The organism is Beijerinckia sp. 28-YEA-48, from assembly GCF_900104955.1.
Taxonomy (GTDB): Bacteria; Pseudomonadota; Alphaproteobacteria; order Rhizobiales; family Beijerinckiaceae; genus Terripilifer.
Genome location: NZ_FNSI01000001.1, coordinates 254347 through 276212 on the forward strand (window position 1 = coordinate 254347; position 21866 = coordinate 276212).

Here is a 21866-nt window from a genome sequence, read left to right on the forward strand (position 1 = left end):
GATGCCTCCGGCCGCCGACAACATCATCTCTCTTTATCGGCGCTATGCCCATGCCTGGTCGCAGGCGCGTGGCACGCTGCTGATGGAGCGCGTGTGGCTTGATCGGTTTTGTGCACTGCTGCCGGCGCAAGCCGGTGTCCTCGATATCGGATGTGGGCCCGGCGAGCCGATGGCGCGTTATCTCATCGGGCAGGGGTGCCAGATCACGGGCGTCGATTCATCGCCTGAGATGATCGCATTGTTCGCTCATCACTTTCCCACGCAGCGGACGGTCGTGGCTGATATGCGCACGCTGTCTCTCGGGCAGGTGCTCGATGGTTTAACGTTCGATGGTCTTCTGGCCTGGGACAGTTTCTTTCACTTGTCCGCGGATGATCAGCGGCTGATGTTTCCTATCTTCCGCCAACATGCGGGGCCGCGCGCGGCGCTGATGTTCACCAGCGGGCCGTCCCATGGGGAGGCGATTGGCGAGCTTGAGGGCGAACCGCTCTACCACGCCAGCCTCGACGGCGATGAATATCGTCACCTGCTCGACGCCGAGGGGTTCGACGTGGTGGCGCATATGGTCGAGGATCCGGCCTGTGGCGGCCGTACGGTGTGGCTCGCCCAGCTGCGTTAGCGGGTTGTCCCGAGCGCCTGGTAACTCTCTGAAACCGATCGGCTTTCAAAAAACTTTTGCGCGGACCTTGCAGATTTTAAGTTTCGATATATCTTATGTATCGATATATCGAATTGTTCGATGTATCTAAATGGATGTAAGATACTATGAAATTTCACAAATTCCGCCATTCCGAGGAATGGCACCGCGGCCGCCACCAGGGCGGCGAGCGATATCTGAGGGGTCCTGAAGGGCATCATCGTCGCCACGGCGGGCGTTCGCGTCTTGGCCGTTTCTTCGAACATGGCGACCTGAAGCTGGTCGTTCTGCAGTTGATCTCCGAGAAGCCGCGCCACGGTTATGAGATCATCAAAGCGATCGAGGAGAAGACCAACGGCGTCTATACGCCCAGCCCCGGCACGGTCTATCCGACGCTGACGCTCTTGCAGGAGATAGGACAGCTCACGGTGAGCGAAAGTACCGATGGCCGTAAGCTTTATGCGCTGACGGAAGAAGGTGCTGCCGCACTCGCGGCCAATCGCAAAACCGTCGATGCGGCTTTCGCTTATGTTGAGCAGGCGGGTGCGACCCGTGGTCCGGCGCCGACGCTGAGGGAAGCTTTTCACAAGCTTCGGCAGGCTCTGCGCGAGCGTCTCGCCCAAGGCCCGATTGACGAAGCGCAGCTGCAAGCGATTGTCGCGAAACTCAACGAAGCCAGCGATCTGGCGGCCAAGAGCTAGTTCAAGGGCTGAAAATGGCGACGCCGACACCGGCGTCCCATAGGCTGCACATGATCGTTTTTGATGTGCAACACGCATTAATATCTCTCATCTTTGCAATTATCGAAAGAGAATTGATCGCGTATCCGAAGGCCCATGAGCCCTCTGGACGCACCCAAGACCTTCTCCCTGCCGATCGCCGCACCGGAAAAGCCGGTGCGGTCGCGCAAAGTGGCCTGTGTTCTCATGCGCGGCGGGACGTCGCGCGGGCCTTTCCTGCTGGAAGAAGATCTGCCCAGGGAAGAGGCGGCCCGCGACAAATTTCTGCTGACGGTGATGGGGTCTCCCCATCCGTTGCAGGTTGATGGCCTGGGCGGCGCCAATGCGCTGACCAGCAAAGTCGCCATCGTCGGGCGGCCGTCCCACCCCCAGGCAGATGTCGATTATCTGTTCGCGCAGGTGGCCGTCGATCGGGCGGCGGTCGACACCGGCCCCAACTGCGGCAACATGCTTTCGGCGGTTGGCCCCTTCGCCATCGAAGCCGGCCTGGTCGAGGCGCGTGACGGCGAGACGAAGGTCCGTATTTTCAACCGCAACACCAAAAGCCTCGTCGAGGCGGTGATCCAGACGCCCGGTGGTGAAGTCGCCTATGACGGCGATACGGCGATCGATGGCGTGGCTGGTTCTGCGGCACCGATCCGCTTGAGTTTTGGCGACGCCGCTGGCGGCAAGACCGGCGCTTTGTTTCCCACCGGCCAGCGCTGCGAGCAAATCGAAGATGTCGCTGTGACGCTGATCGATTACGCCATGCCAATGATGCTGGTGCGGGCCGATGCGGTTGGCCTCGCTGGCGATGAGACGCCGGCCGAGATCGACGCCAATACCGATCTTTTCGTTCGCCTTGAGCGTCTGCGCCGTGAAGCGGGGCGACGCATGGGGCTGGGCGATGTGACGGGCCGTGTCATTCCGAAGATCGGCATTCTGTCGCCGGCGCGCCGGGGCGGGGCCATCACCTCGCGCTATCTCGTTCCCGATTCCTGCCATCGCGCCCATTCGGCGACCGGCGCGCTTTGCGTTGCCGCGGCCGCGCGGCTTGAGGGCACGATCGCTTTTGAATTCGCCACGCCCGAGGGCGATGCCATCGCCGTGGAACATCCCGGTGGACGGATCACCGTCGCCATGGAGGTCGAGGCAGGCCGTGTCCTGCGGGCGGAACTGGTGCGCACCGCGCGCCGCATCTTCGAGGGCCGCGTGTTCGTGCCGGCCTCGCTTTACGACGACGACTGAAACTTAAAACCGATCCTGAGGAGGGAAACATGCTGACACGACGTTTCGTTCACGCCGGTTTGGCCTTGCTGTTGGCAGGACTGACACCCGCACTTGCCCAAGAATTTCCGGAACGGCCGATCAAGCTGCTGGTGCCTTATGCCGCCGGCGGCGGCACCGATGCCATCGCGCGGCTTGTCGCCCAGGCTGTCAGCGAGAAGCTCGGCCAGGCCATGGTGGTTGAGAACAATGGCACGGCGGGCGGCAATCTGGCCTCGCAGATCGTCGCGGGCGCGCCGGCTGACGGCTATACGGTGCTGATGGCCAACCAAGGACCGATGGTGGTCAATCCGCATCTGTTCAAGAACATCAAGATTGATCCGCTGGAAGCCTTCGCGCCGATCACGCTCTTGACCTCGGCGCCGCTCGTGCTCGTCGTTCCGGCGAAGTCGCAGTTCAACACGGTTGCTGAGTTTCTGGAGTTCGTGAAGAAGAACCCATCCAAGCTCAGCTATGGCAGCGCCGGCAATGGTTCGGCCAGTCATCTTGCCGCGGTGCTGATGGCGCAGCTCGGTGGTCTCGAGATCACCCACGTGCCCTATCGCGGCGCTGGCCCGGCCCTGAACGATCTCGTCAGCGGCCAGACCGATTTCATGATCACGACAATGCCGTCGGTCTCCGGCTTGATTTCGGCTGGCACGGTGAAGGCGCTCGCCGTCACCACTGAGAAGCGGACCAAAGCTCTGCCAAACGTGCCGACCTTGGCCGAAAGCGGCGTCAAGGACTATTCCACCGGCGCCTGGTATGGCTTCGTCGTTCCCAAGGGAACGCCTCAGCCGGTGATCGACAAGCTGCGCTCGGCCAGTGTCGAGGCCATCAACAGCCCCTTGATCCGCGAGCGTTTTGCCAATGAAGGGGCCGAGCCGATCGGCTCAACCGCCGAGGATTTCCTCAAGATGATGGTCGAGGAATCGGCGCGCTGGTCCGATGTGGTGAAAAAATCCAACACCGTCATCAACTAAGCCAATGACACTCTTGTCGGGCGCGTCATTGCGCCCGACAATGTTTCATGCGCATCAATTTTGAACTCCTCGACCTGCGGGCCTTTCTAGCGGTCATCGACTTCGGCGGCTTTCACCGGGCGGCTGACCATTTGGCTATGTCGCAACCGGCGCTGACGCGTCGCATTCAGGGACTTGAAGCGGCCATCGGTGCGCCATTGTTCGAGCGCTCGACGCGTAAGGTGGCGCTGACGGCGATCGGCCGTGGCCTGGAGCCGCTGGTTCGTCGCATGATCGACGAACTGGAATCTTCGCTCCTGTCGATCGGCGATCTTGGCCGCGTGCAGCATGGGCAGGTGAATATCGCCTGTATTCCCACCGCCGCTTTCTATTTCCTACCGCGCGTGGTGCAGGCCTTCAACGCCCTCTATCCACGCATCCGCTTTCGTATTGTCGATGAGGGCGCGAGCGAATGCCTTGCCAGCGTGGCGCGCGGCGAAGTTGAGTTTGGGCTCAATCTGCTCGGCGCGTCCGATCCCGATCTCACTTTCACGCCGCTGTCCGAGGATCCCTTCGTGCTGGCCTGCCGGCGAGATCACCCACTCGCCGAGCGGGACGATCTGACATGGGCGGATTTGCAGGACATGCCGTTGATTGGCGTCAGCAAGTCGAGTGGCAACCGGGTGCTGCTCGATACGGCGCTGTCGAAGAGCGCCATTCGTTTGCAATGGCTATGCGAGGTCAATCATCTGTCGACTTCGCTGGGGCTTGTCGAAGCGGGATTAGGGGCCTCGGTGTTACCGCGTCTGGCGACGCCTCAGGCCGATCATCCGATCATCGTCACCAAGGCGATCCGTGATCCGGTGATCCAGCGCACGATCGGCATTGTCGAGCGCCGCCATGTCAGGCTTTCGCCTGCAGCGCAGCGCTTTCGCGACATGCTGGCCGCGAGCTGGAGCGATTGATCTCAAGCAAATCGCGTTTCGATGGAAACGCGATTTTGCCGAGAGCCTTTTTGGCGTAGAAATTAAAGCCGCTTGAGCCCGAGGGGCTTGGCGCCGTCCTTCATCCACTGCCCCTCGCCGTCGGCATTGAGTTCGAGCTTGTGGCCCTTGCGCGCGTGCAGAACGACATGGCCGCGTTCCACGCTCCAGCCAAGCGGATCGAAGATGACGATGCCCTGATCGCGGCAGGCCGGTGCCAGCTGCGCGCGGTTCATGCCACGGCCACGGCCCTGTTCCGACAGGGTGACCATGCAGCCGGTGTCACGACCGCTCTCACGGATCACCGCATAGCGACCGGCGATATCGGACATGCGCAAAGCCGGCGCAGCCGCCGGACGTTGAGCCTGGGTGCGCTGGGCTTGGGCTTGCTGAGCCTGGCCGGGGGCTGATGATTGCGCCACGTTGTAACGTGGCACGGTGTCGACAACCTTCGCCGCGTTGATGAGCTCGTAGGTCTCGCCTTCAGGGCCGGTCGCCTTCAGTTCACCGTCCTTGACGCTGTCGAAGCTCAGCACGGGCTGGCCCGTGGCCGCATTGAGGACGATCTTGCCCGAGGCCGGCACATTCCAGCCCGTGACGTCCATCAGGACGGGCATGGCGCGGCGACAGCCGGGCGGCAGGCCGATGGAGAGTTGACCGCCGCTAGGCGCTGCGTCCTCACGCAGGGTGAGGCGGCATTTGCGCTCCGTGTCATTGAGCGTGATGTCCCAGCTGCCGACGGCCGCGGCTGAACTCGCTGGCGCGCCGGTGGTTTGGGCCGCCGCTGCGAGGGCGAGCGTTCCCGTGAGGGCCACGGCCCCCGCAATGATTGTTCCGGACAGAATAGACGGGCGTAACATTACCCTGCGCCGCATGAGCTAACTCCCGAATCGCTTCCACCCCTCGCGGTGGAACTTTTCTATTTTGCCTGTTTGCCGGGCTGCCGCCAAGGCGTCTCGGCGACTGGCGTGAGCACATCCTTGCCATCGAACCAGGCGTCGAGGTTGTCCACCTGCAATTGGCTCATCGCATCGCGCGTCACCTGCGAGGCCGATCCGACGTGCGGCAGCAAGACGACATGGTCCATTTGGAGGAATTCCGCCGGGACGCGCGGCTCCTCGGCGAAGACGTCGAGGCCGGCCGTCAGGATGGTGCGATTACGCAAAGCCTCGATCAACGCCGCCTCGTCGACGATGGTTCCGCGCGCGATATTGATGAGAATGCCCTGTGGGCCCAGCGCCTCCAGCACGGCCTTGTCGACCATATGGCGCGTGGCGGGGCCGCCGGGCACGACGATCATCAAGATATCGCTCTGCCGCGCCAGTTCCAGCACACTCGCTGCATAGGGATAGGGCACGCCGGGCGCCTCGTTGCGGCTGTGATAGATCACCTTGACGCCAAAGGCCTCGGCGCGGCGCGCGATGGCTTGGCCGATGCGGCCGAGGCCGAGAATGCCCATGGTGCGCCCGCGCAGCGAGGCGGTGAGCTCGAACGGACGTTGCAGCCATTTGCCGTCGCGCAGATAGCGCTCAGCGCGGGGGAACTGGCGGACCGCGTTCAGCACCAGGCCGAACGCCGTATCGGCGGTTTCCTCGGTCAGCACGTCGGGCGTGTTGGTGACGCAGATGTGATGACCGCCGGCCCAGCGGGCGTCGATATTGTCGTAGCCGACGCCGAGATTGGCGACGATCTCGAGCTTCGGCAGCCGTTGCATCAGCTCCGCCGTGATCGGATAGACCATATCCTCGGCGAGAATCGGTGCGGCCGTCGCCACGGCGCGGATGTCGGAAGCGACCCTTGCAAGGGCCGCGTCCTTGTCGGTTTCAAGCCAGAGTTTGTGCACCCGGTAACGGGCGTCCAGCGCGTCCCTGACCAGTTGCGGCACGGGCACTGGCATAAGGATATCGATCTGGCTCACGCTTTGTTCTCCCTCTGGCACAAGCTTGTTAGCGCGCTTTGCGGTGCGACTTCGTCAACGCCGCATCGACAAAAAAACAGGGCAAATTGCGTTCTGTTGAAACGCAATTTGCCCGGGCGCGTTAGCGCTTTTCGATGTTGGCCTTGTCGATCACCGCCGTCCAGCGGGTGATGTCATCGGTCAGGCGCTTCAGTGTTTCTTCCGGCGTACCGCCACGGGATTCGACACCGATCTGGAGCATACGCTTCTTGGTGTCTTCATCGGCCATCACTTCGCGCATGATTCCGTTGAGCTTGTTGACGATTTCGTCAGACACGCCGGCCGGCACGTAGATGGCATTCCACGACAGGACGTCGAAGTTGGGCACACCTGCTTCCTGCGCCGTCGGCAGATTGGGGAGCCATTGCGAACGGGTGCCGGAGGAGGTGGCAAGCGCGCGCAGCGAGCCGTCTTCGATGTTCGTCTTCAGCGAGGCGTAGGAATCGACGATGAGGTCAACGTCCTTGCGCATCACCGCCAGCATGAGATCGGGCGTGGTGCGGAAGTTGACGACGCGGATGTCGACATCGGCCTGCGACTTGAACAGTTCAGCCGACAGATGCTGGGTGCTGCCAACGGCGATGGTGCCGATGTTGAGCTGACCCGGCTTGGCCCGGGCGGCGGTCAGAACATCGCCGAGGGTCTTGTAAGGCTGGTCGGCGGCGGTGACGAAAATGAAGTCGAAGAAGCTGATGGTCGAAACCGGGCGGAACTGCTTCACCGGGTCGAACGGCAGTTGCTTGAACAGGCCGACGCTGATCGCCGTGCCGTTGGAGAACAGGGTCACGGTATTACCATCGGGGTTCGCGGCGGCGACCGCGCGTCCGGCGGTGATGCCGCCCGCAGCCGGCTGGTTCTCGATGTAGAGACGCTGGCCGAGCTTGTCGCCGATCTTTTCGGCGGCGATGCGCGCGGTGATGTCACCGACGCCGCCGGCGCCGAAGGGCACGACGAACTTGATCGGGTCGTTCGGCCATTTGGTCTGGGCGAAGCTCACGCCCGGCAGAACCGACGACGCAGCGGCGGTGCCGAGCACTTTCAAGGTGGATCGGCGGGTGAAGTCGAGGCGATTTGCCATCAAAACAGTCCTTTATGGGAGGTGGATGTTGAATTTGCGTGCATCCTGCATGGAATCGACGCAGCTTCAAGCGTGGCTATTGGGACGTGATGTCTCATGTTTCGTGCCCGCGTTCGCTGTCGTGCCAGCGGCCGAGCAGTAGCCGGGAGAGTCCTGAAAAGAACAGGAATATGGCGATGCCTGTCACTGAGATCAGGACGAGCGCGGCGAACATGCGCGGAATGTTCAGCCGGTAGCCGGCTTCGGCGATACGGAAAGCCAGGCCCGTGCCTTGACCAGCTGAGCCTGCCGCGATCTCGGCGACGATGGCGCCGATCAGCGCGAGGCCGCCGCCGATTTTCAGGCCGCCGAGGAAATAAGGCAGCGCCGAAGGCAGACGTAGCAAGGTCAATTGCCGCCAGCGTGAGGCGCGATAGAGCTGAAACAATTCGACCAAGCCGCGATCGGCCGATGCCAGTCCGATGACTGTGTTGGAGAGGATCGGGAAGAAGGCGACGATGAAGGCGCAGACCAGCACCGCATTCTGCGCGTCGAGATAGACCAGCAGCAGCGGCGCTATGGCGACGATGGGGGTCACCTGCAAGATGACGGCGAAGGGGAAGAACGAACGCTCTACCCACTTCCATTGCGAGAACAGGATCGCCAGCAACACGCCGCCGGCGATGGCGAGCAGCAGCGCTGAAAAGGTGATCTTCACCGTCACCCACAGAGAGCCCGACAGCAGCGGCCAATCCTTGACGATGGTTTGAGCGATCAGGCTTGGCGCTGGGAGCAGATAGGGCGGGATGTCGTTGAGGCGCACCATTGCTTCCCACAGGCCAATGGCGCCGAGGAAGACCAGGATCGGCAGAACGATATCCATGAGAGAGCGTGTCGTAGCCCGCCGGCGTGGTTCGCTCATGCCGCCTGGTCCTGCATGGCCCGCTGCAACATCTGCGAGGCGACGCGGCAATGCTCGGCATAGGCGGGGCTCAGCCGGAAGCTTTCGTCGCGGGGCAGCGGTTCAGGGATCTCGATCTCGCCGATGATCCTGCCAGGGCGCGCCGAGAAGACGGCGATGCGGCTCGACAGATAGACGCTTTCGAACACCGAATGGGTGACGAAAACAATCGTGGCGCCGAGTTCGGTCTTGAGCCGCAGCAGGTCGTTGTTGAGCTTGAACCGGGTGATCTCGTCGAGCGCTGCGAAGGGTTCGTCGAGCAGGAGGAGCGGCGGATGGGTGACGAGCGCGCGGGCGATCGAGGCGCGCATTTTCATGCCGCCGGAAAGCTCGCGCGGATAGACATGGGCGACATCGGCAAGGCCGACGAGATCGAGCGCTTGCTCGACCTCCTTTGTAGCGGCCTTGCGTGACTGGTTGCGCAGGCGCAGCGGCAGCCAGACATTGTCGAACACGCTGGCCCAGGGCATCAGCGTTGGCTCTTGAAAGACGAAGCCGATTTCTGGCGCGGCGCCAGCTTGCCAGGCGACCACGCCTTCGGAAGGAGGCATAAGACCGGAAAGCAGGCGCAATGCCGTCGATTTGCCGCAGCCGGAAGGGCCGAGCAGGGTCAGGAATTCACCATCGTCAATTTTGAGATCGAGGCCGCGCAGGGCCAAGGTTCCATTGCCGAAGGTTTTGCTGACGCCACTGAGATGGGCGAGCATAGCCATCGTCAGTTCTTCGGCCGTAGGTCGAGCCCGACTTTCTTGTTCACGAATTGCAGCGTGTAAGACTTGCGATAATCGAGATCGGCCTTGATCACTTTCGCCTTGGCCATCTTGTCGAAGAAGCTCTTCATGCGCGCGTCGGTCATGGCGCCGATGCCCAAGGTGAGGGAATCACCGGAGTCGACGATGCCGAATTCTTTCATCTTGGCGATGGAGAAGGCGATCTGCTCGTCCGTCATCTCCGGATTTTCGCGCTTGATGAGTTCGTTCGCCTTGCTGTTATCGCCGTACATATAATTGTACCAGCCGATGATCGAAGCATCGACGAAACGCTGCACTAGATCAGGGTTTTGGGCGATCAGGTCGTTGCGCGTCTCGATCGTGGTCGAGTAGCTGTCGAAGCCGTAGTCAGCCATCAGGAACAGATTGGGCTTGAATTTGCCGACTTGTTCGATGGCGAAAGGCTCGGAGGTGACGTAGCCCTGCTGGACTGACTTCTTATTGGCGATGAAGGGCGCTGGGTTGAAGGCGTAGGGTCTTACATTCTCGTCCTTGAAACCATAGTCCTGCTTCATCCACTGGAAGATGTTCACCAGGACTTCCTTGCCGACGAAAATGGTGGCGCGGTTGAGATCGCTGAATTTGTCGAACCCCTGGCCGGGATGCGACATGAAAACGATCGGGTCCTTCTGGAACATCGAAGCGACGACGCGGATGGGGACATTTTCCTCGACCGCGGTGAACGACGGAATCATGTTGCCGTTCATGTAGAATTCAATCTTGCCGGCGATGAGCTGCAGGCGATTGTTGGTCTGCGGGCCGCCAGGCAGGATTTTCACGTCGAGGCCGTATTTCGCATAGGTGCCGTCGACCAGCGCCTGGTAATGGCCGCCGTGTTCGGCTTCGGCCAGCCAGTTGGTGGCGAAGGTCACCTTGTCGAGGGCTGAGGCCTGACTGGAGGCCAGCGCGGCGGCAGCCGCGAAAATAAGGGTGGTGATTGCATTGCGTGACATGCTGCCTCCTGCGGCCGATGCGGGCCCTCTGAGTGGAAAGTCCGCGCATCTTTCGCCACTCCGGCGGCCAAGTGCAAGGCCGCCGGTGACGCAGGGGGCTGAAAAGTCAGTCTAATCCAGTCCTCAGAAGTTGTAGATCTTCCAGGAATAGGCCCAGGTTTCGGTCAGGCGGCGGCGGCCGGCCTGCAGAAAGCAGGTCATCGTCGTGGTGTCGTCGGCGCTCACTTCCAGGTCGAGCATGACGCGGAAGCCCTTGATCGCCGGGTTTGGCACCAGGAATTTACGGAATACCTTGCCGTTGGTGGCATCGGCGACGATCTCGATGGCGTTCGGCTGATTGAGATAATAGGCGAGGTCGCCTTCGTTGAAATCGATCATGAAGCGACGGGTATTGTGGCCCACGGCCTCGGCCGAACCCAGTGCATAGGCGGGCGCATTGAAGGTGTGGAGCACCTTGCCGAGCGAGTTGAGATTGTTGCCGTCGTGCATGGAACGCATGCGATAGGCAAAGCTGAACTGCTTGCCCGCCTCGATCGGGGTGTTGGGGATGAAAGCGGTGATGATATTGTCGAAGGTTTCGTCCTTGGTGGCGAGTTCGATCAGCTCGATCCGGCCGTCGCCCCAATTACCCTTCGGCTCGATCCAGTAGCTCGGCCGCTCTTCGTAAGCCAGCTCGATGTCCTGGTAGCTGGAGAAATTGCGGTCGCGCTGCATCAGGCCGAAGCCCTTGACGTTGCTGACCGGGAAGTTGTGCACCTCCTGCACCAGCGGATTGCGAAGCGGGCGCCAGATCCATTCACCCTTGTCGGTGTGCATCAGAAGGCCGTCGGAATCGTGCAGCTCGGTGCGGAATTCGTCGTATTTGTTGCGGTCGTTGAGGTGGCGATCGTTCTCGCCGAGGAAGAACATGGAGGTCAGTGGCGCCAGGCCCATGCGGTCGATGGGCTTGCGCGGGAACAGATTGGCCTCGACGTCGACAGGCGTTTCCGGACCGGGCGTGAAGACGAATTTGTAGGCGCCGGCCAGGGACGGGCTGTCGAGCAGCGCGTAGATCGTCAGGTGGTCCGTGTTGGCATCGGGCGTATCGATCCAGAACTCGCGGAAGAACGGGAATTCCTCGTTATTGTCGAGGAGGCCGGTGCCGATACTGAGCCCGCGGGCAGAGAGGCCGTATTTCTGGTCGCGGCCCAGCCAGCGGAAATAGCTGGCGCCGATGAAGGACAGGATCTCGTCGCTGCCGCGCGGGTCGTTGAGCGGGTAATGGACCCGGAAGCCGGCGAAGCCAAGGTTGACCGGCAGCGGCTTATCGAACTTGGCGCGGCCGTAATCGAACAGATTGGCGGTGTAGGGAATCGGCGTGGCGACCCCGTCGCGGATCGTATTGATGGTGACCGGGCGCAGGAACAGGTGGCCGAGGTGGAAAAGTTGCAGGCGGAAGCGTCCGCCGGTGGCGCCGAGCATGGAACGGTCGGAGCGGAAGCGGATCTCGCGCCAAGCGTCGAAGTCGAGCTTGGTCAGCTGTTCGGGCAGGGGCGTCACGGAGGCATCGTAGGGAGCCGCTGAGACCTCCCGGGCACGCTTGATCACATCCTCGAAGCCAAACGTCGGCTGATTGGCCGGCGGAGCAGTTTGTGGCTGCGGCGCAGGCGGTTTTTGCGTGGACTGGGCGTTGGCTGCGGCCGGAATCGCCGCCGCGGCTACTGCCATTCCAGCGACAATGGTACGGCGTGTCACTTCGGTCATGGCGCTCCCTTCAACTGGGCTTGCGGAGGATGTGTCGTTGCGAGATGAGATGCCAGTAAAGCGGTTTTGGCATGGCGGCAAGATGTGGTTCTGGTGCCATGAACGTGGACGCATTGTCTCAGCTAACAAAAAAAATCACAGATTACGAAAATATCACTTGAACCCAGCGCGATGATGCGTATTTTCCGCCTTGCCCAAATCGCACGTGCCTGTGGTCGTGTGTCGGTTGACGGGGTCCGGACAAGAGGCCGGTTAACCGTCAGTAAAAACCGGCAGCCGGAGCGAACCGGCGAACCCCGCCAAACGGGGGACGCGACTTAAAGCAACGACGGACCGGGCTTTTTCGTCTCTGCCAGAATCCAAATCTGGCTTACCGAAGAGGCTAGTCTTTCTTGCCGGGCGTGCGGAACGGGGCTCCCCCATTCCAAACGAAGGCTTCCCAGACCACCAAAGGTCCATGGACATGTCCGTGGCCTGACGTGGCGCAAGAGCCAACGGCGCAGCACCCGACCGGGGTGGTTTCGCAGGTCCTTACTCAAGGTTCTGCAAGCTGCTCGCGGTCACGGTTGATGCTCACACACGCTTGCCGCGTCTCCACAGCGCGGCGGCCCAAGTGCGCGTCTTCCACCCGATGTTGAATGGTATTGCGCGGCTGAGGCCGCGCCATTGGAAGGGATGCCGCGATGACCGATCGCATTCTGGAATTTTTCCGCGCTCGCCGTGCCGAAGGCCGCGATACCGGACCTTGCCTTGTCGTCGACCTCGAGGTCGTGCGCGACAATTACAACGCTTTTGCTCGGGCGTTGCCGGACACGCGCGTGTTCTACGCCGTGAAGGCGAACCCGCAGCCGGCCGTGCTCGATTTGCTCGCCAAGCTGGGCTCCTGCTTCGACACCGCTTCGGTGGTCGAGATTCAGCAGGTGCTCGCCACTGGCTGTTCGCCCGATCGCATCAGCTTCGGCAACACCATCAAGAAGGAGCGTGACGTCGCGCGCGCCTACGAGCTCGGCATTCGTCTGTTCGCCGTGGACAGCGTCGCCGAGGTCGAGAAGGTTGCACGTGCTGCTCCGGGCGCGAAGGTGTTCTGTCGCATCCTGTGTGACGGCGCCGGCGCCGAATGGCCGCTGTCGCGTAAATTCGGCTGCGTGCCGGAAATGGCTGTGGGCGTGCTCGAACATGCACATCGCTTGGGCCTGACCGCCTATGGCATTTCGTTCCACGTTGGATCGCAGCAGCGTAATCCGAAGATGTGGGACGGCGCGCTGAAGTCCTCGGCTGGCATCTTCCGTGAACTGGCCGAACGCGGCATTCACCTGTCGATGGTCAACCTCGGCGGTGGCTTCCCGACGAAATATCTGCGCGACGTGCCGGCGGTGAAGGCCTACGGCCAGTCGATCTTCCGCAGCCTGCGCAAGCATTTCGGCAACCGTATCCCGGAGACGATCATCGAGCCGGGTCGCGGCATGGTCGGCAATGCCGGCGTGATCGAGGCGGAAGTCATTCTGGTCTCGAAGAAGGCGAATGACGATAAGGTGAAATGGGTTTACCTCGACATCGGCAAGTTCAACGGACTGGCCGAGACCATGGACGAGATGATCCGCTATCCGATCCGTACCGCCGTCGATGGTGACGAGATGGAGCCGTGCGTGATCGCCGGGCCGACCTGCGATTCCGTCGACGTGCTCTACGAGAAGGAGCCATACATGCTCCCCGTCTCGCTGGAGATCGGCGCGAAAGTGTTGATCGAAGGCACGGGCGCTTACACGACGACCTATTCGGCCGTCGAGTTCAACGGCTTCCCGCCGCTCGAAACCCACGTGATCTAACAGATCTTTGATCTGAGATCGTTTCCCAGTACCGAACGGCCCCTGTGCAAGAGAGAAACTTGCCGGGGGTGCGAGGCTCGCCTGATCTCCAAGAGGAGGATCGGATGACCCTGTCTGCGCATGTTTCCCAACCGGCCGTTGCCGGACATCAACCGGTCGCCGCGGCCTCGCTGCGGGCGCTGCCGGATCGTCGTCGCATCGTGATCCGTGAGGAGCGCGCGGCTGACCTGAACGCGCGCGAAGCGCTGCTCGACAGCGCCATGGGGCTTGACCGGCGGCTGAAGTCGAGCGAGCGGCTGCGCGAGGACCAGGCGCCGGCGCGCGGGCTGGCGCTCGTCGCCACCGTTGACCGGGAGGTCGTCGGCAGTGTTCGCCTGTGGCACGTGCGGGACGCCGATGGGCGTCCGGCGCTGCTGCTTGGCCCGCTTGCTGTTAAGGTCAAGGATCGGGCGCTTGGGATCGGCGGCATGCTGATGCGCGAGGCGATTGCCCGTGCCGCCGCGCGCGGCCATGGCGCCATCCTGCTGGTGGGCGACGCCGCTTATTACGAGCGTTTCGGCTTTTCAGCCGCGCTGACCGGTGCGCTCGACATGCCGGGGCCGGTCGATCGGGCCCGTTTCCTGGGGCTTGAATTGAAACCGGGCACTCTGGCCGGCGCGCGTGGTTGCCTCCTCGCGCCGGCATCTGCGAGGGATGTTCGTCGCGCGGCCTAGTTTCAGCCGCCTGTAACACCGCCCGCACCGTCCCGGCCAATTTTCATTGACCGTGACGGTGCGGTTTGCTTTTTGGCAGCACATCGACCGGCTCTCCCGTGGGGCCGGCTCCCCGAACGTATGGGCTCAACATTCGAGCCCGCTATTTTCCAAAAAATTCCAGGAGTAAGAAAAATGACGGATTGGCCCGTGCATGGCCGGATTGATGGCGCGATCGTCATGATCGGCTTTGGTTCAATCGGCCGCGGCACCCTGCCGCTGATCGAACGCCATTTTCAGTTCGACAAGTCGAAATTCGTGGTCATCGCGCCCGACGATGCTGATCGCCGCCTGCTCGATGAGCGCGGCATCACCTTCCTGCATGAAGCCGTGACCAAGGAAAACTACCGCACCTTGCTGGAGCCGCTGCTGAAGGCCGGCAAGGGGCAGGGCTTCTGCGTCAATCTTTCGGTTGATACGGGTTCCGTCGACCTCATGGAGTTCTGCCGTGAGATCGGTGTGCTTTATGTCGACACCGTCGTCGAGCCGTGGCCGGGTTTCTATTTCGACAAGAGCAAGGGGCCGGAAGCGCGCACTAACTACGCGCTGCGCGAGACCCTGCTTGCGGCCAAGCGGCGCAATCCAGGTGGGACGACCGCGGTGTCGACCTGCGGTGCCAACCCCGGCATGGTGTCGTGGCTCGTCAAGCAGGCGCTGGTCAATCTCGCCGCCGATCTTGGCGTCAGCATTCCTACGCCGACGGCGCGTGAAGGCTGGGGCAAGATGATGCAGCAGCTTGGCGTCAAGGGCGTGCATATCGCCGAACGCGATACGCAGCGTGCCAAGTCGCCGAAGCCGCAGCGCGTTTTCGTCAACACCTGGTCGGTCGAAGGCTTCGTGTCGGAAGGCTTGCAGCCGGCGGAGCTGGGCTGGGGCACCCACGAGAAGTGGATGCCGGAGAACGCCCGCACCCACGCGGAAGGCTGTGGCGCGGCGATCTTCTTGCTGCAGCCTGGCGCCAACACGCGGGTGCGTTCGTGGACGCCGACGGCGCAGGCGCAATATGCCTTCCTCGTCACGCATAACGAGTCGATCTCGATCGCCGACTATTTCACCGTGCGTGATGCGGCCGGCAAGCCGGCGTTCCGGCCGACCTGTCACTATGCCTATCACCCGTGCAACGACGCGGTGCTGAGCCTGCATGAAATGTTCGGCCAGGGCGGCAAGGTGCAGGACAAGGTGCACATCCTTGAAGAAGACGAGATCGCCGACGGTATCGACGAACTCGGCGTGCTGCTCTACGGCCATGGCAAGAACGCCTATTGGTTTGGCTCGCAGCTTTCGGTCGAGGAGGCGCGCAGCATCGCGCCGTATCAGAACGCGACCGGCATGCAAGTGACCTCGGCCGTGCTCGCGGGCATGGTCTGGGCGCTGGAAAATCCGACGGCGGGTATCGTTGAGGCGGACGAGATGGATTATCGCCGCTGCCTCGAAGTGCAGTTGCCCTATCTTGGCCCGGTCGTCGGCGTTTACACCGACTGGACGCCGCTGGAAGGTCGCCCGGGCTTCTTCCCGGAAGACATCGACAGCAGCGATCCGTGGCAGTTCCGCAACGTCTTGGTGCGTTAATGATCGGCCCTGGCGCGGTTTTCCGCGCCAGGGTTGCTTTGCCGGGCCAGCTCTCTGGGTAGCTCTTGGCCGGGCCAACGGCGCCTGCTATGAAGGCGCACTATGAACAAACCCGCGCAGCTCTTCCTCTGCTGGTGGCGCTCCTTCTAAGGAGCGGCCTGTCGTTCATGCACGACCGTGCCGCCGTTTTGGCGCACACGGATTTTTTCTGACGTTCGACATTGCGGCGGCTCTTTCTAGGAGACACCGATGTCTGTTCAGCCCAAATCCGAAAATCCCAAGTCCGAAAAACCAACTGCCGAAAAACCCATTATTCTCACGGGTGATCGCACCACCGGTGCGTTGCATCTTGGCCATTATGCCGGCTCGCTGCGCAATCGCGTCGCCTTGCAGCATAGCCATCGGCAGTTCCTGTTGCTCGCCGATGCGCAAGCGCTCACCGACAATGCACATGACCCGGCCAAGGTGACGCGTAATGTCCTGGAAGTCGCCACCGATTATCTCGCCTGTGGCATCGATCCGCAGGTGACGACGATCTGCGTGCAATCGGCGCTGCCGGCGTTGGCCGAGCTGACCGTGCTCTATCTCAACTTCGTCACCGTCGCGCGGCTCGAGCGTAACCCGACGGTGAAAGATGAGATCAAAATGCGCGGCTTTGGTCGCGACATTCCGGCGGGTTTCCTCTGCTATCCAGCGGCGCAGGCGGCCGATATCACCGCCTTCAAGGCGACGGTGGTGCCCGTCGGTGAAGATCAATTGCCGATGATCGAGCAGACCAACGAAATCGTGCGGCGCTTGAACCGGCAGATTGGCCGGGATGTCTTGGTCGAGGCCAAAGCGCTGATCCCGCAGGTGGGGCGACTACCCGGCGTCGATGGCAAGGCGAAGATGAGTAAGTCGCTTGGCAACGCCATCGCGCTTTCGGCTTCCGATGGGGAGATCGCCGATGCGGTGAACCGCATGTACACCGATGCCAATCACCTGCGCGTCAGCGATCCCGGTACGGTGGAGGGAAATGTCGTCTTCACCTATCTCGATGCTTTCGATCCAGACATCGAAGCCGTGGCCGAACTGAAGGCGCACTATCGACGTGGCGGCCTTGGCGACGTGGCCTTGAAGCGTCGGCTGGAACGCTTGCTGGTCGAACTTCTCGGTCCGATCCGCGAACGACGTGCGGCTCTGGCGCGCGATCCCGATAGGGTGATGGATATTCTGCGCACAGGCACCGAGCGTGCGCGCGAAGTGACAGTTGCTACGCAGGCGGAAGTGCATGCCGGACTGGGGCTGTTCAGATGGGTGTGACGGCCCGGGCGCACCGGGCCGTCGAGAGTGACTTCGCTACGTTTGCGATGGACGCGGCAGCGCCACGACCGTCGGGCGCCTGCGGCCCCGTGCGATCTTGAGCGCCGCGAGGAAGGCCAAGGCCGGCGCCAGCGCGAAGACAGCGAAGAGCCAGAAGGAGGCGCTCGACGTTCCGGTAACGCCGCCGGGATCGGTGAGGCCCGCGAGATTGGCGACGATGCCGGCGATAGGCGCGCAGAGCGCGGTGGCGACAAGCTGAACGGTGGTGAGCGAGGCTGAGGCCAGATCCTGCTCGTCCGCTGGCGCCACCTGCAGCACGCGCGTCAACAAATGCGGCCAGCCGATCCCGACGCCGATGCCGGCGCTGATCAGGGATAAGCTGATCACGGTCAGCGATTGCCATTGTCCTTGCGAGGGGCCGGGGACGAGCAGCGCCAACAGGATCATGCCGGTCAAAGAGAGGAGCGGCGCGAGAATGATGGCGCGATCAGCACCTCGGCCGCGCGCGCCCGAACTGGCGATAGCGCCCGTGGTCCAACCGGCAGCCATCGCAGCCGCGATATAGCCGGCGGCCAGTGGCGATTGCCCGTGCAGAACCTGAAGGAAGAGCGGCACGAAAATCTCGGTCGTCGTCACGGTGATCGACAGAAGCGCCATCATCGCCAAGACGAGCCCTAAGGGCGCGCTGATATTGAAGGAGCCGCGCGGCAGCAGCCTCTGCCGGGCGTTATGCTCGACGAGGCCAAACAGCACCAGCAACAGCAAAGCGACCGCCACGCCAGCTCCATTCCAGGCAAGCTCCTGCCGGAGACTGCCGAGCGAGATGGCCAGCGCTGCAAGGGTGAGAAGAACCAATTGCGCGAAGGGAAGGCCGGTGCGCTCAATCTGGTCGCGGTTCTTGCGGGGCAGAACGGTGAAAGCCAGGAAAGCGAAGAGCGCGATGATCGGAAGCATGGTCCAGAAGGCGGCGCGCCAGGCGCCGATCTCGGCGAAAATGCCGCCGACGGCTGGTCCGACGAGAGTGGCTATGCCCCACATGCCGGAGACGAGTGCCATGGCGCGCGGCCACTGGGCTTCCTCGAAGACAATACGAATCATCGCGTAGGCGAGCGCGAACAGGAAGCCGCCGCCCAGCCCCTGCACGAAGCGACCGACAAGCATGACCGGCATATTGGGCGCGGCGGCGCAGAGCAGCGTCCCGAGGCCGAAGATCAGGGCCGCGATAGCATAGGCGCCGCGCGGCCCGCTTGCTTGCAACAATTTGGCCGAGAGCGCCGACCCGAGGATCGAAGCGACGACGAAGAGGGTTGTGTTCCAGGCATAATAGTCGAGCCCGCCGATGTCATTGACGACCGATGGCAGGATGGTGGTCGCGACATAGACATTGATGGCGTGCAGTCCGACGCCGCCAGCCAGCGCAATGGAGCGGATGCCGTTCTTGCCAGAGAACAGGACGCCCCAGCCAACATGCTGGTCCTTCATCGAAAACTCCTTATGGCAAATGCCCGGGACAAGCTTGTTCGTCGACCTTCAGCGGACGGTTGCAAAAGCACGTCTCTGACTATATATCAAGTTAATGCTTGGAATATATCCGGCCGGAAAATATGTCAATACTTGACTTGGAAAATGAGCGCGCTTTATCCCGTCCCGTCGCGGATCGGTTGCTTATGCTGCTGAAGACGCGTGGACCGCAAACGGCCTCGGATCTGGGGCAGGCGTTGGGGACGACGGGCGAGAACGCCCGCCAGCAGCTGATGAAGCTCGCCGGCGAAGGACTTGTCGAGACCGAAGCCGTCGCGCGTGGCGTCGGACGTCCATCGCAATTCTGGCGGTTGACCGATCGCGGCCATGCGCGCTTCCCCGACACCCATGCCGAGCTGACGGTGAGCCTGCTGCGCAACATGCGCGAGATTTTGGGCAAGGATGCGCTCGACCGGGTGATCAGCGCGCGTGAAGATGAAACGCGGACGGCCTATCGCGCGGCGTTGGCGGATGTCGATGGTCTTGAGGCGCGCATCGCAGCGTTGGCCGCGATCCGAAGCCAGGAAGGCTATATGGCGGAGTGGCGTCCGGCGGATGATGGCGACGGCTGGTTCCTGATAGAGAATCATTGCCCGATCTGCGCGGCCGCAACGGCCTGTCAGGATTTCTGCCGTGCCGAGCTCGCTATTTTCCATGAGATGCTGGGGCCGCACTGCACGATTGAAAGAGCCGAGCATATTGTGAAAGGCGCGCGACGCTGCGCCTATCGCATCCGTGTCCGCTAGCCGCTGATCCTGTCATCATCTGGCAGCATGATGAGCAAAGTAAGCTGAGGCTTCGCGCGCGAGAGGGACCGGTGAAGGGCGATATCAAAATCGAGCGGAAGGATCTTTACGCTCCGGCAAAAGGCACATTCTCGCTTGTTGACGTGCCGGCGTTGCGTTTTTTGATGATCGACGGCCAGGGAGATCCCAACACTGCCCAGAGTTACAAAGAGGCTCTTGAGGCGCTGTATTCCGTTTCCTACACGCTGAAATTCGCAAGCAAGAAAACCTTGGACAAGGACTATGTGGTGCGTCCGCTCGAAGGCCTGTGGTGGGCGGACGACATGAGAGTGTTTCGCGCGCGAGCGAAAGATGTCTGGCGGTGGACGATGATGATCGGTCAGCCGGATTGGATCGATCCTGCCATGGTGGCGCAAGCGATCGAGACGCAGCGCAAGAAGGGCGCGTCGGCCGCGATCGATTTGCTACGGCTTGAGACCTTCGAGGAGGGACGCTGTGTCCAGATCCTGCATATCGGATCTTACGATGATGAAGGGCCGGTGCTGCAGCGGTTGCACGACGAATTTCTGCCAGCCAACGGCTTTGCCATGAGCGGCAAGCATCACGAGATTTATCTCAGCGATGCGCGCAAAACAGCGCCTGAGAAATTGAAGACGATTTTACGTCAGCCCGTGCGTGCGGCGGGCTGACGTTGTTTCGTTGAGAACGTGAAATGTCTGCAGCCGCTCAGCGCGGCAGCAGGGTCTTACCCATCAGGAACTTGTCGACCGAATGGGCGCATTGGCGGCCTTCGCGGATGGCCCAGACGACGAGCGACTGACCACGGCGCATGTCGCCACACGTGAAGACCTTCTCCACCGTCGACTTGTATTGAAGGGTGTCGGCGGCGACGTTGCCGCGCGGGTCCTTCTTGACGCCGAGCGTGTCGATCATGCCTTCGTGCACGGGCGAGACGAAGCCCATGGCGAGCAGCACGAGATCGGCCTTGAGGTCGAATTCGGTGCCGGGAATCGGCTGGAATTTAGGGTCCACCCGCACGCAGCGCAGCTTCTTGACGACGCCATGGCCGGTGAATTCGACCGTGTTGACGGCGAAGTCACGCTCCGCGCCTTCCTGCTGGGAGGAGGACGTGCGCAGCTTTAGTGGCCAATCCGGCCACACCAGGAGCTTGTTTTCCTTCTCCGGCGGACGCGGCATGATTTCGATCTGCGTCACCGACAGGGCGCCCTGACGAATCGACGTGCCGATGCAGTCGGAACCGGTGTCGCCGCCGCCGATGACGACAACATGCTTGCCGCTGGCCAGGATCGGCTGGTTGCTCGTCGGCGCTTCGTGCGAGACGCGACGGTTCTGCTGCGGCAAGAATTCCATGGCGTAGTGGACGCCGCTGAGATCCCGGCCGGGAATCGGCAGATCGCGCGGCTTCTCGGCACCGCCCGCAAGAACAACGGCATCATACTGTGCCGTCAGGTCCTCGATCGGCAGAGTGACGCCGACGTGAGCGTTGTAATGGAACGTCACGCCCTCGGCCGTCATCTGAGCAACGCGGCGGTCGATGTAGTGCTTTTCCATCTTGAAGTCGGGAATGCCGTAGCGCAGCAGGCCGCCGGCCTTGGCATTCTTCTCGTAGACATGCACGTCATGGCCAGCGCGCGCCAGTTGCTGCGCGGCGGCGAGGCCCGCCGGGCCTGAGCCGACGACGGCGACCTTCTTGCCGGTAAGCTGCTTTGCCGGCTCCGGCTTGATCCAGCCTTCCTTCCAGCCCCGATCGACGATGGCGCATTCGATCGTCTTGATGGTGACCGGCGTGCTCTCCAGATTGAGCGTGCAGGATTCTTCGCACGGCGCCGGGCAGACACGGCCTGTCACTTCGGGGAAGTTGTTGGTCGAATGCAGGTTGCGCAGCGCTTCCTGCCAATCGCCCTTATAGGCCAGATCGTTCCAATCCGGGATCTGGTTGTTCACCGGACAGCCGTTGTGACAATAAGGAATGCCGCAGTTCATGCAGCGCGCCGCCTGATTGCGTGTCGTCTCCTCCGAGAGAGGCAAGACGAACTCGCGATAGTGGCGGATGCGATCGGAGGCAGGCGCGTACTTGCGATCCTGCCGATCGATCTCGAGAAAACCCGTTACCTTACCCAT

At 62.1% G+C, this 21866-nt stretch carries 20 protein-coding genes; 11 read left to right on the forward strand and 9 right to left on the reverse strand.

The features are described from left to right. Window position 1: 1 nt before the first annotated feature. The 5 genes from BLW50_RS01165 (at window position 2) to BLW50_RS01185 (ending at window position 4549) form a co-directional block, all read left to right on the forward strand. Window positions 2–619: a class I SAM-dependent methyltransferase gene (locus BLW50_RS01165; protein WP_090696364.1), complete on the forward strand. Its 618-nt coding sequence runs from the start codon at window positions 2–4 to the stop codon at window positions 617–619. Window positions 620–765: 146 nt separating this feature from the next. Further along, complete coding sequence (locus BLW50_RS01170; protein ID WP_090696366.1) at window positions 766–1338, forward strand: PadR family transcriptional regulator; 573 nt, start codon at window positions 766–768, stop codon at window positions 1336–1338. A gap of 135 nt (window positions 1339–1473) precedes the next feature. Then, window positions 1474–2604, forward strand: coding sequence for a 4-oxalomesaconate tautomerase (locus tag BLW50_RS01175; protein WP_090696368.1), 1131 nt, complete (start codon window positions 1474–1476; stop codon window positions 2602–2604). Window positions 2605–2633: 29 nt separating this feature from the next. Continuing rightward, window positions 2634–3605, forward strand: a complete 972-nt coding sequence (locus BLW50_RS01180; protein WP_244544097.1) for a Bug family tripartite tricarboxylate transporter substrate binding protein — start codon at window positions 2634–2636, stop codon at window positions 3603–3605. A 47-nt stretch (window positions 3606–3652) separates the two neighbouring features. After that, on the forward strand, window positions 3653–4549 hold the full coding sequence (locus BLW50_RS01185; protein ID WP_090696370.1) for a LysR family transcriptional regulator: 897 nt from the start codon (window positions 3653–3655) through the stop codon (window positions 4547–4549). 62 nt (window positions 4550–4611) lie between these two features. Here BLW50_RS01185 and BLW50_RS01190 read toward each other — a convergent pair whose 3' ends face one another. From BLW50_RS01190 to BLW50_RS01220, 7 genes are all read right to left on the reverse strand, one after another. Beyond that, window positions 4612–5382, reverse strand: coding sequence for an AprI/Inh family metalloprotease inhibitor (locus BLW50_RS01190; RefSeq protein ID WP_170849918.1), 771 nt, complete (start codon window positions 5380–5382; stop codon window positions 4612–4614). Window positions 5383–5486: 104 nt separating this feature from the next. Beyond that, window positions 5487–6485: a 2-hydroxyacid dehydrogenase gene (locus BLW50_RS01195; protein WP_244544098.1), complete on the reverse strand. Its 999-nt coding sequence runs from the start codon at window positions 6483–6485 to the stop codon at window positions 5487–5489. A gap of 121 nt (window positions 6486–6606) precedes the next feature. Then, window positions 6607–7602 carry a Bug family tripartite tricarboxylate transporter substrate binding protein gene (locus BLW50_RS01200; protein ID WP_090696375.1) on the reverse strand — a complete coding sequence of 332 codons (996 nt, stop codon included), beginning with the start codon at window positions 7600–7602 and terminating at the stop codon, window positions 6607–6609. A gap of 94 nt (window positions 7603–7696) precedes the next feature. Next, window positions 7697–8503 (reverse strand): ABC transporter permease, encoded by an 807-nt coding sequence (locus BLW50_RS01205; protein WP_090696377.1) that lies wholly within the window; start codon window positions 8501–8503, stop codon window positions 7697–7699. Beyond that, entirely contained in the window at window positions 8500–9255 is a 756-nt protein-coding gene (locus BLW50_RS01210) for an ABC transporter ATP-binding protein (protein WP_090696379.1), read from the reverse strand. Before BLW50_RS01210 ends, BLW50_RS01205 begins: the two co-directional genes overlap by 4 nt. Before the next feature lie 2 nt (window positions 9256–9257). Next, entirely contained in the window at window positions 9258–10265 is a 1008-nt protein-coding gene (locus tag BLW50_RS01215; protein ID WP_090696381.1) for an ABC transporter substrate-binding protein, read from the reverse strand. A gap of 123 nt (window positions 10266–10388) precedes the next feature. Then, complete coding sequence (locus BLW50_RS01220) at window positions 10389–12008, reverse strand: OpgD/OpgG family glucan biosynthesis protein (RefSeq protein WP_090696383.1); 1620 nt, start codon at window positions 12006–12008, stop codon at window positions 10389–10391. Window positions 12009–12691: 683 nt separating this feature from the next. Between BLW50_RS01220 and BLW50_RS01225 the strand changes: the two genes are divergently transcribed. From BLW50_RS01225 to trpS, 4 genes are all read left to right on the forward strand, one after another. Beyond that, window positions 12692–13834: a type III PLP-dependent enzyme gene (locus BLW50_RS01225; RefSeq protein WP_090696385.1), complete on the forward strand. Its 1143-nt coding sequence runs from the start codon at window positions 12692–12694 to the stop codon at window positions 13832–13834. Window positions 13835–13938: 104 nt separating this feature from the next. Further along, window positions 13939–14547: a GNAT family N-acetyltransferase gene (locus BLW50_RS01230; protein WP_090696388.1), complete on the forward strand. Its 609-nt coding sequence runs from the start codon at window positions 13939–13941 to the stop codon at window positions 14545–14547. Between the two features lie 174 nt (window positions 14548–14721). Next, on the forward strand, window positions 14722–16155 hold the full coding sequence (locus BLW50_RS01235) for a homospermidine synthase (protein ID WP_090696390.1): 1434 nt from the start codon (window positions 14722–14724) through the stop codon (window positions 16153–16155). 249 nt (window positions 16156–16404) lie between these two features. Continuing rightward, entirely contained in the window at window positions 16405–17457 is a 1053-nt protein-coding gene (trpS, locus tag BLW50_RS01240) for a tryptophan--tRNA ligase (protein WP_090696392.1), read from the forward strand. 36 nt (window positions 17458–17493) lie between these two features. On the opposite strand, the gene BLW50_RS01245 is transcribed toward trpS, so the two are convergent. Continuing rightward, on the reverse strand, window positions 17494–18939 hold the full coding sequence (locus BLW50_RS01245; RefSeq protein ID WP_090696393.1) for an MFS transporter: 1446 nt from the start codon (window positions 18937–18939) through the stop codon (window positions 17494–17496). A gap of 185 nt (window positions 18940–19124) precedes the next feature. Between BLW50_RS01245 and BLW50_RS01250 the strand changes: the two genes are divergently transcribed. Together BLW50_RS01250 and BLW50_RS01255 are read left to right on the forward strand one after the other, a co-directional pair. Next, entirely contained in the window at window positions 19125–19724 is a 600-nt protein-coding gene (locus tag BLW50_RS01250) for a helix-turn-helix transcriptional regulator (RefSeq protein WP_244544099.1), read from the forward strand. 71 nt (window positions 19725–19795) lie between these two features. Further along, a complete protein-coding gene (locus BLW50_RS01255; protein WP_244544100.1) occupies window positions 19796–20413 on the forward strand; it encodes a GyrI-like domain-containing protein in 618 nt (205 codons plus the stop codon). 37 nt (window positions 20414–20450) lie between these two features. On the opposite strand, the gene BLW50_RS01260 is transcribed toward BLW50_RS01255, so the two are convergent. Next, a complete protein-coding gene (locus BLW50_RS01260; RefSeq protein ID WP_090696399.1) occupies window positions 20451–21866 on the reverse strand; it encodes a glutamate synthase subunit beta in 1416 nt (471 codons plus the stop codon).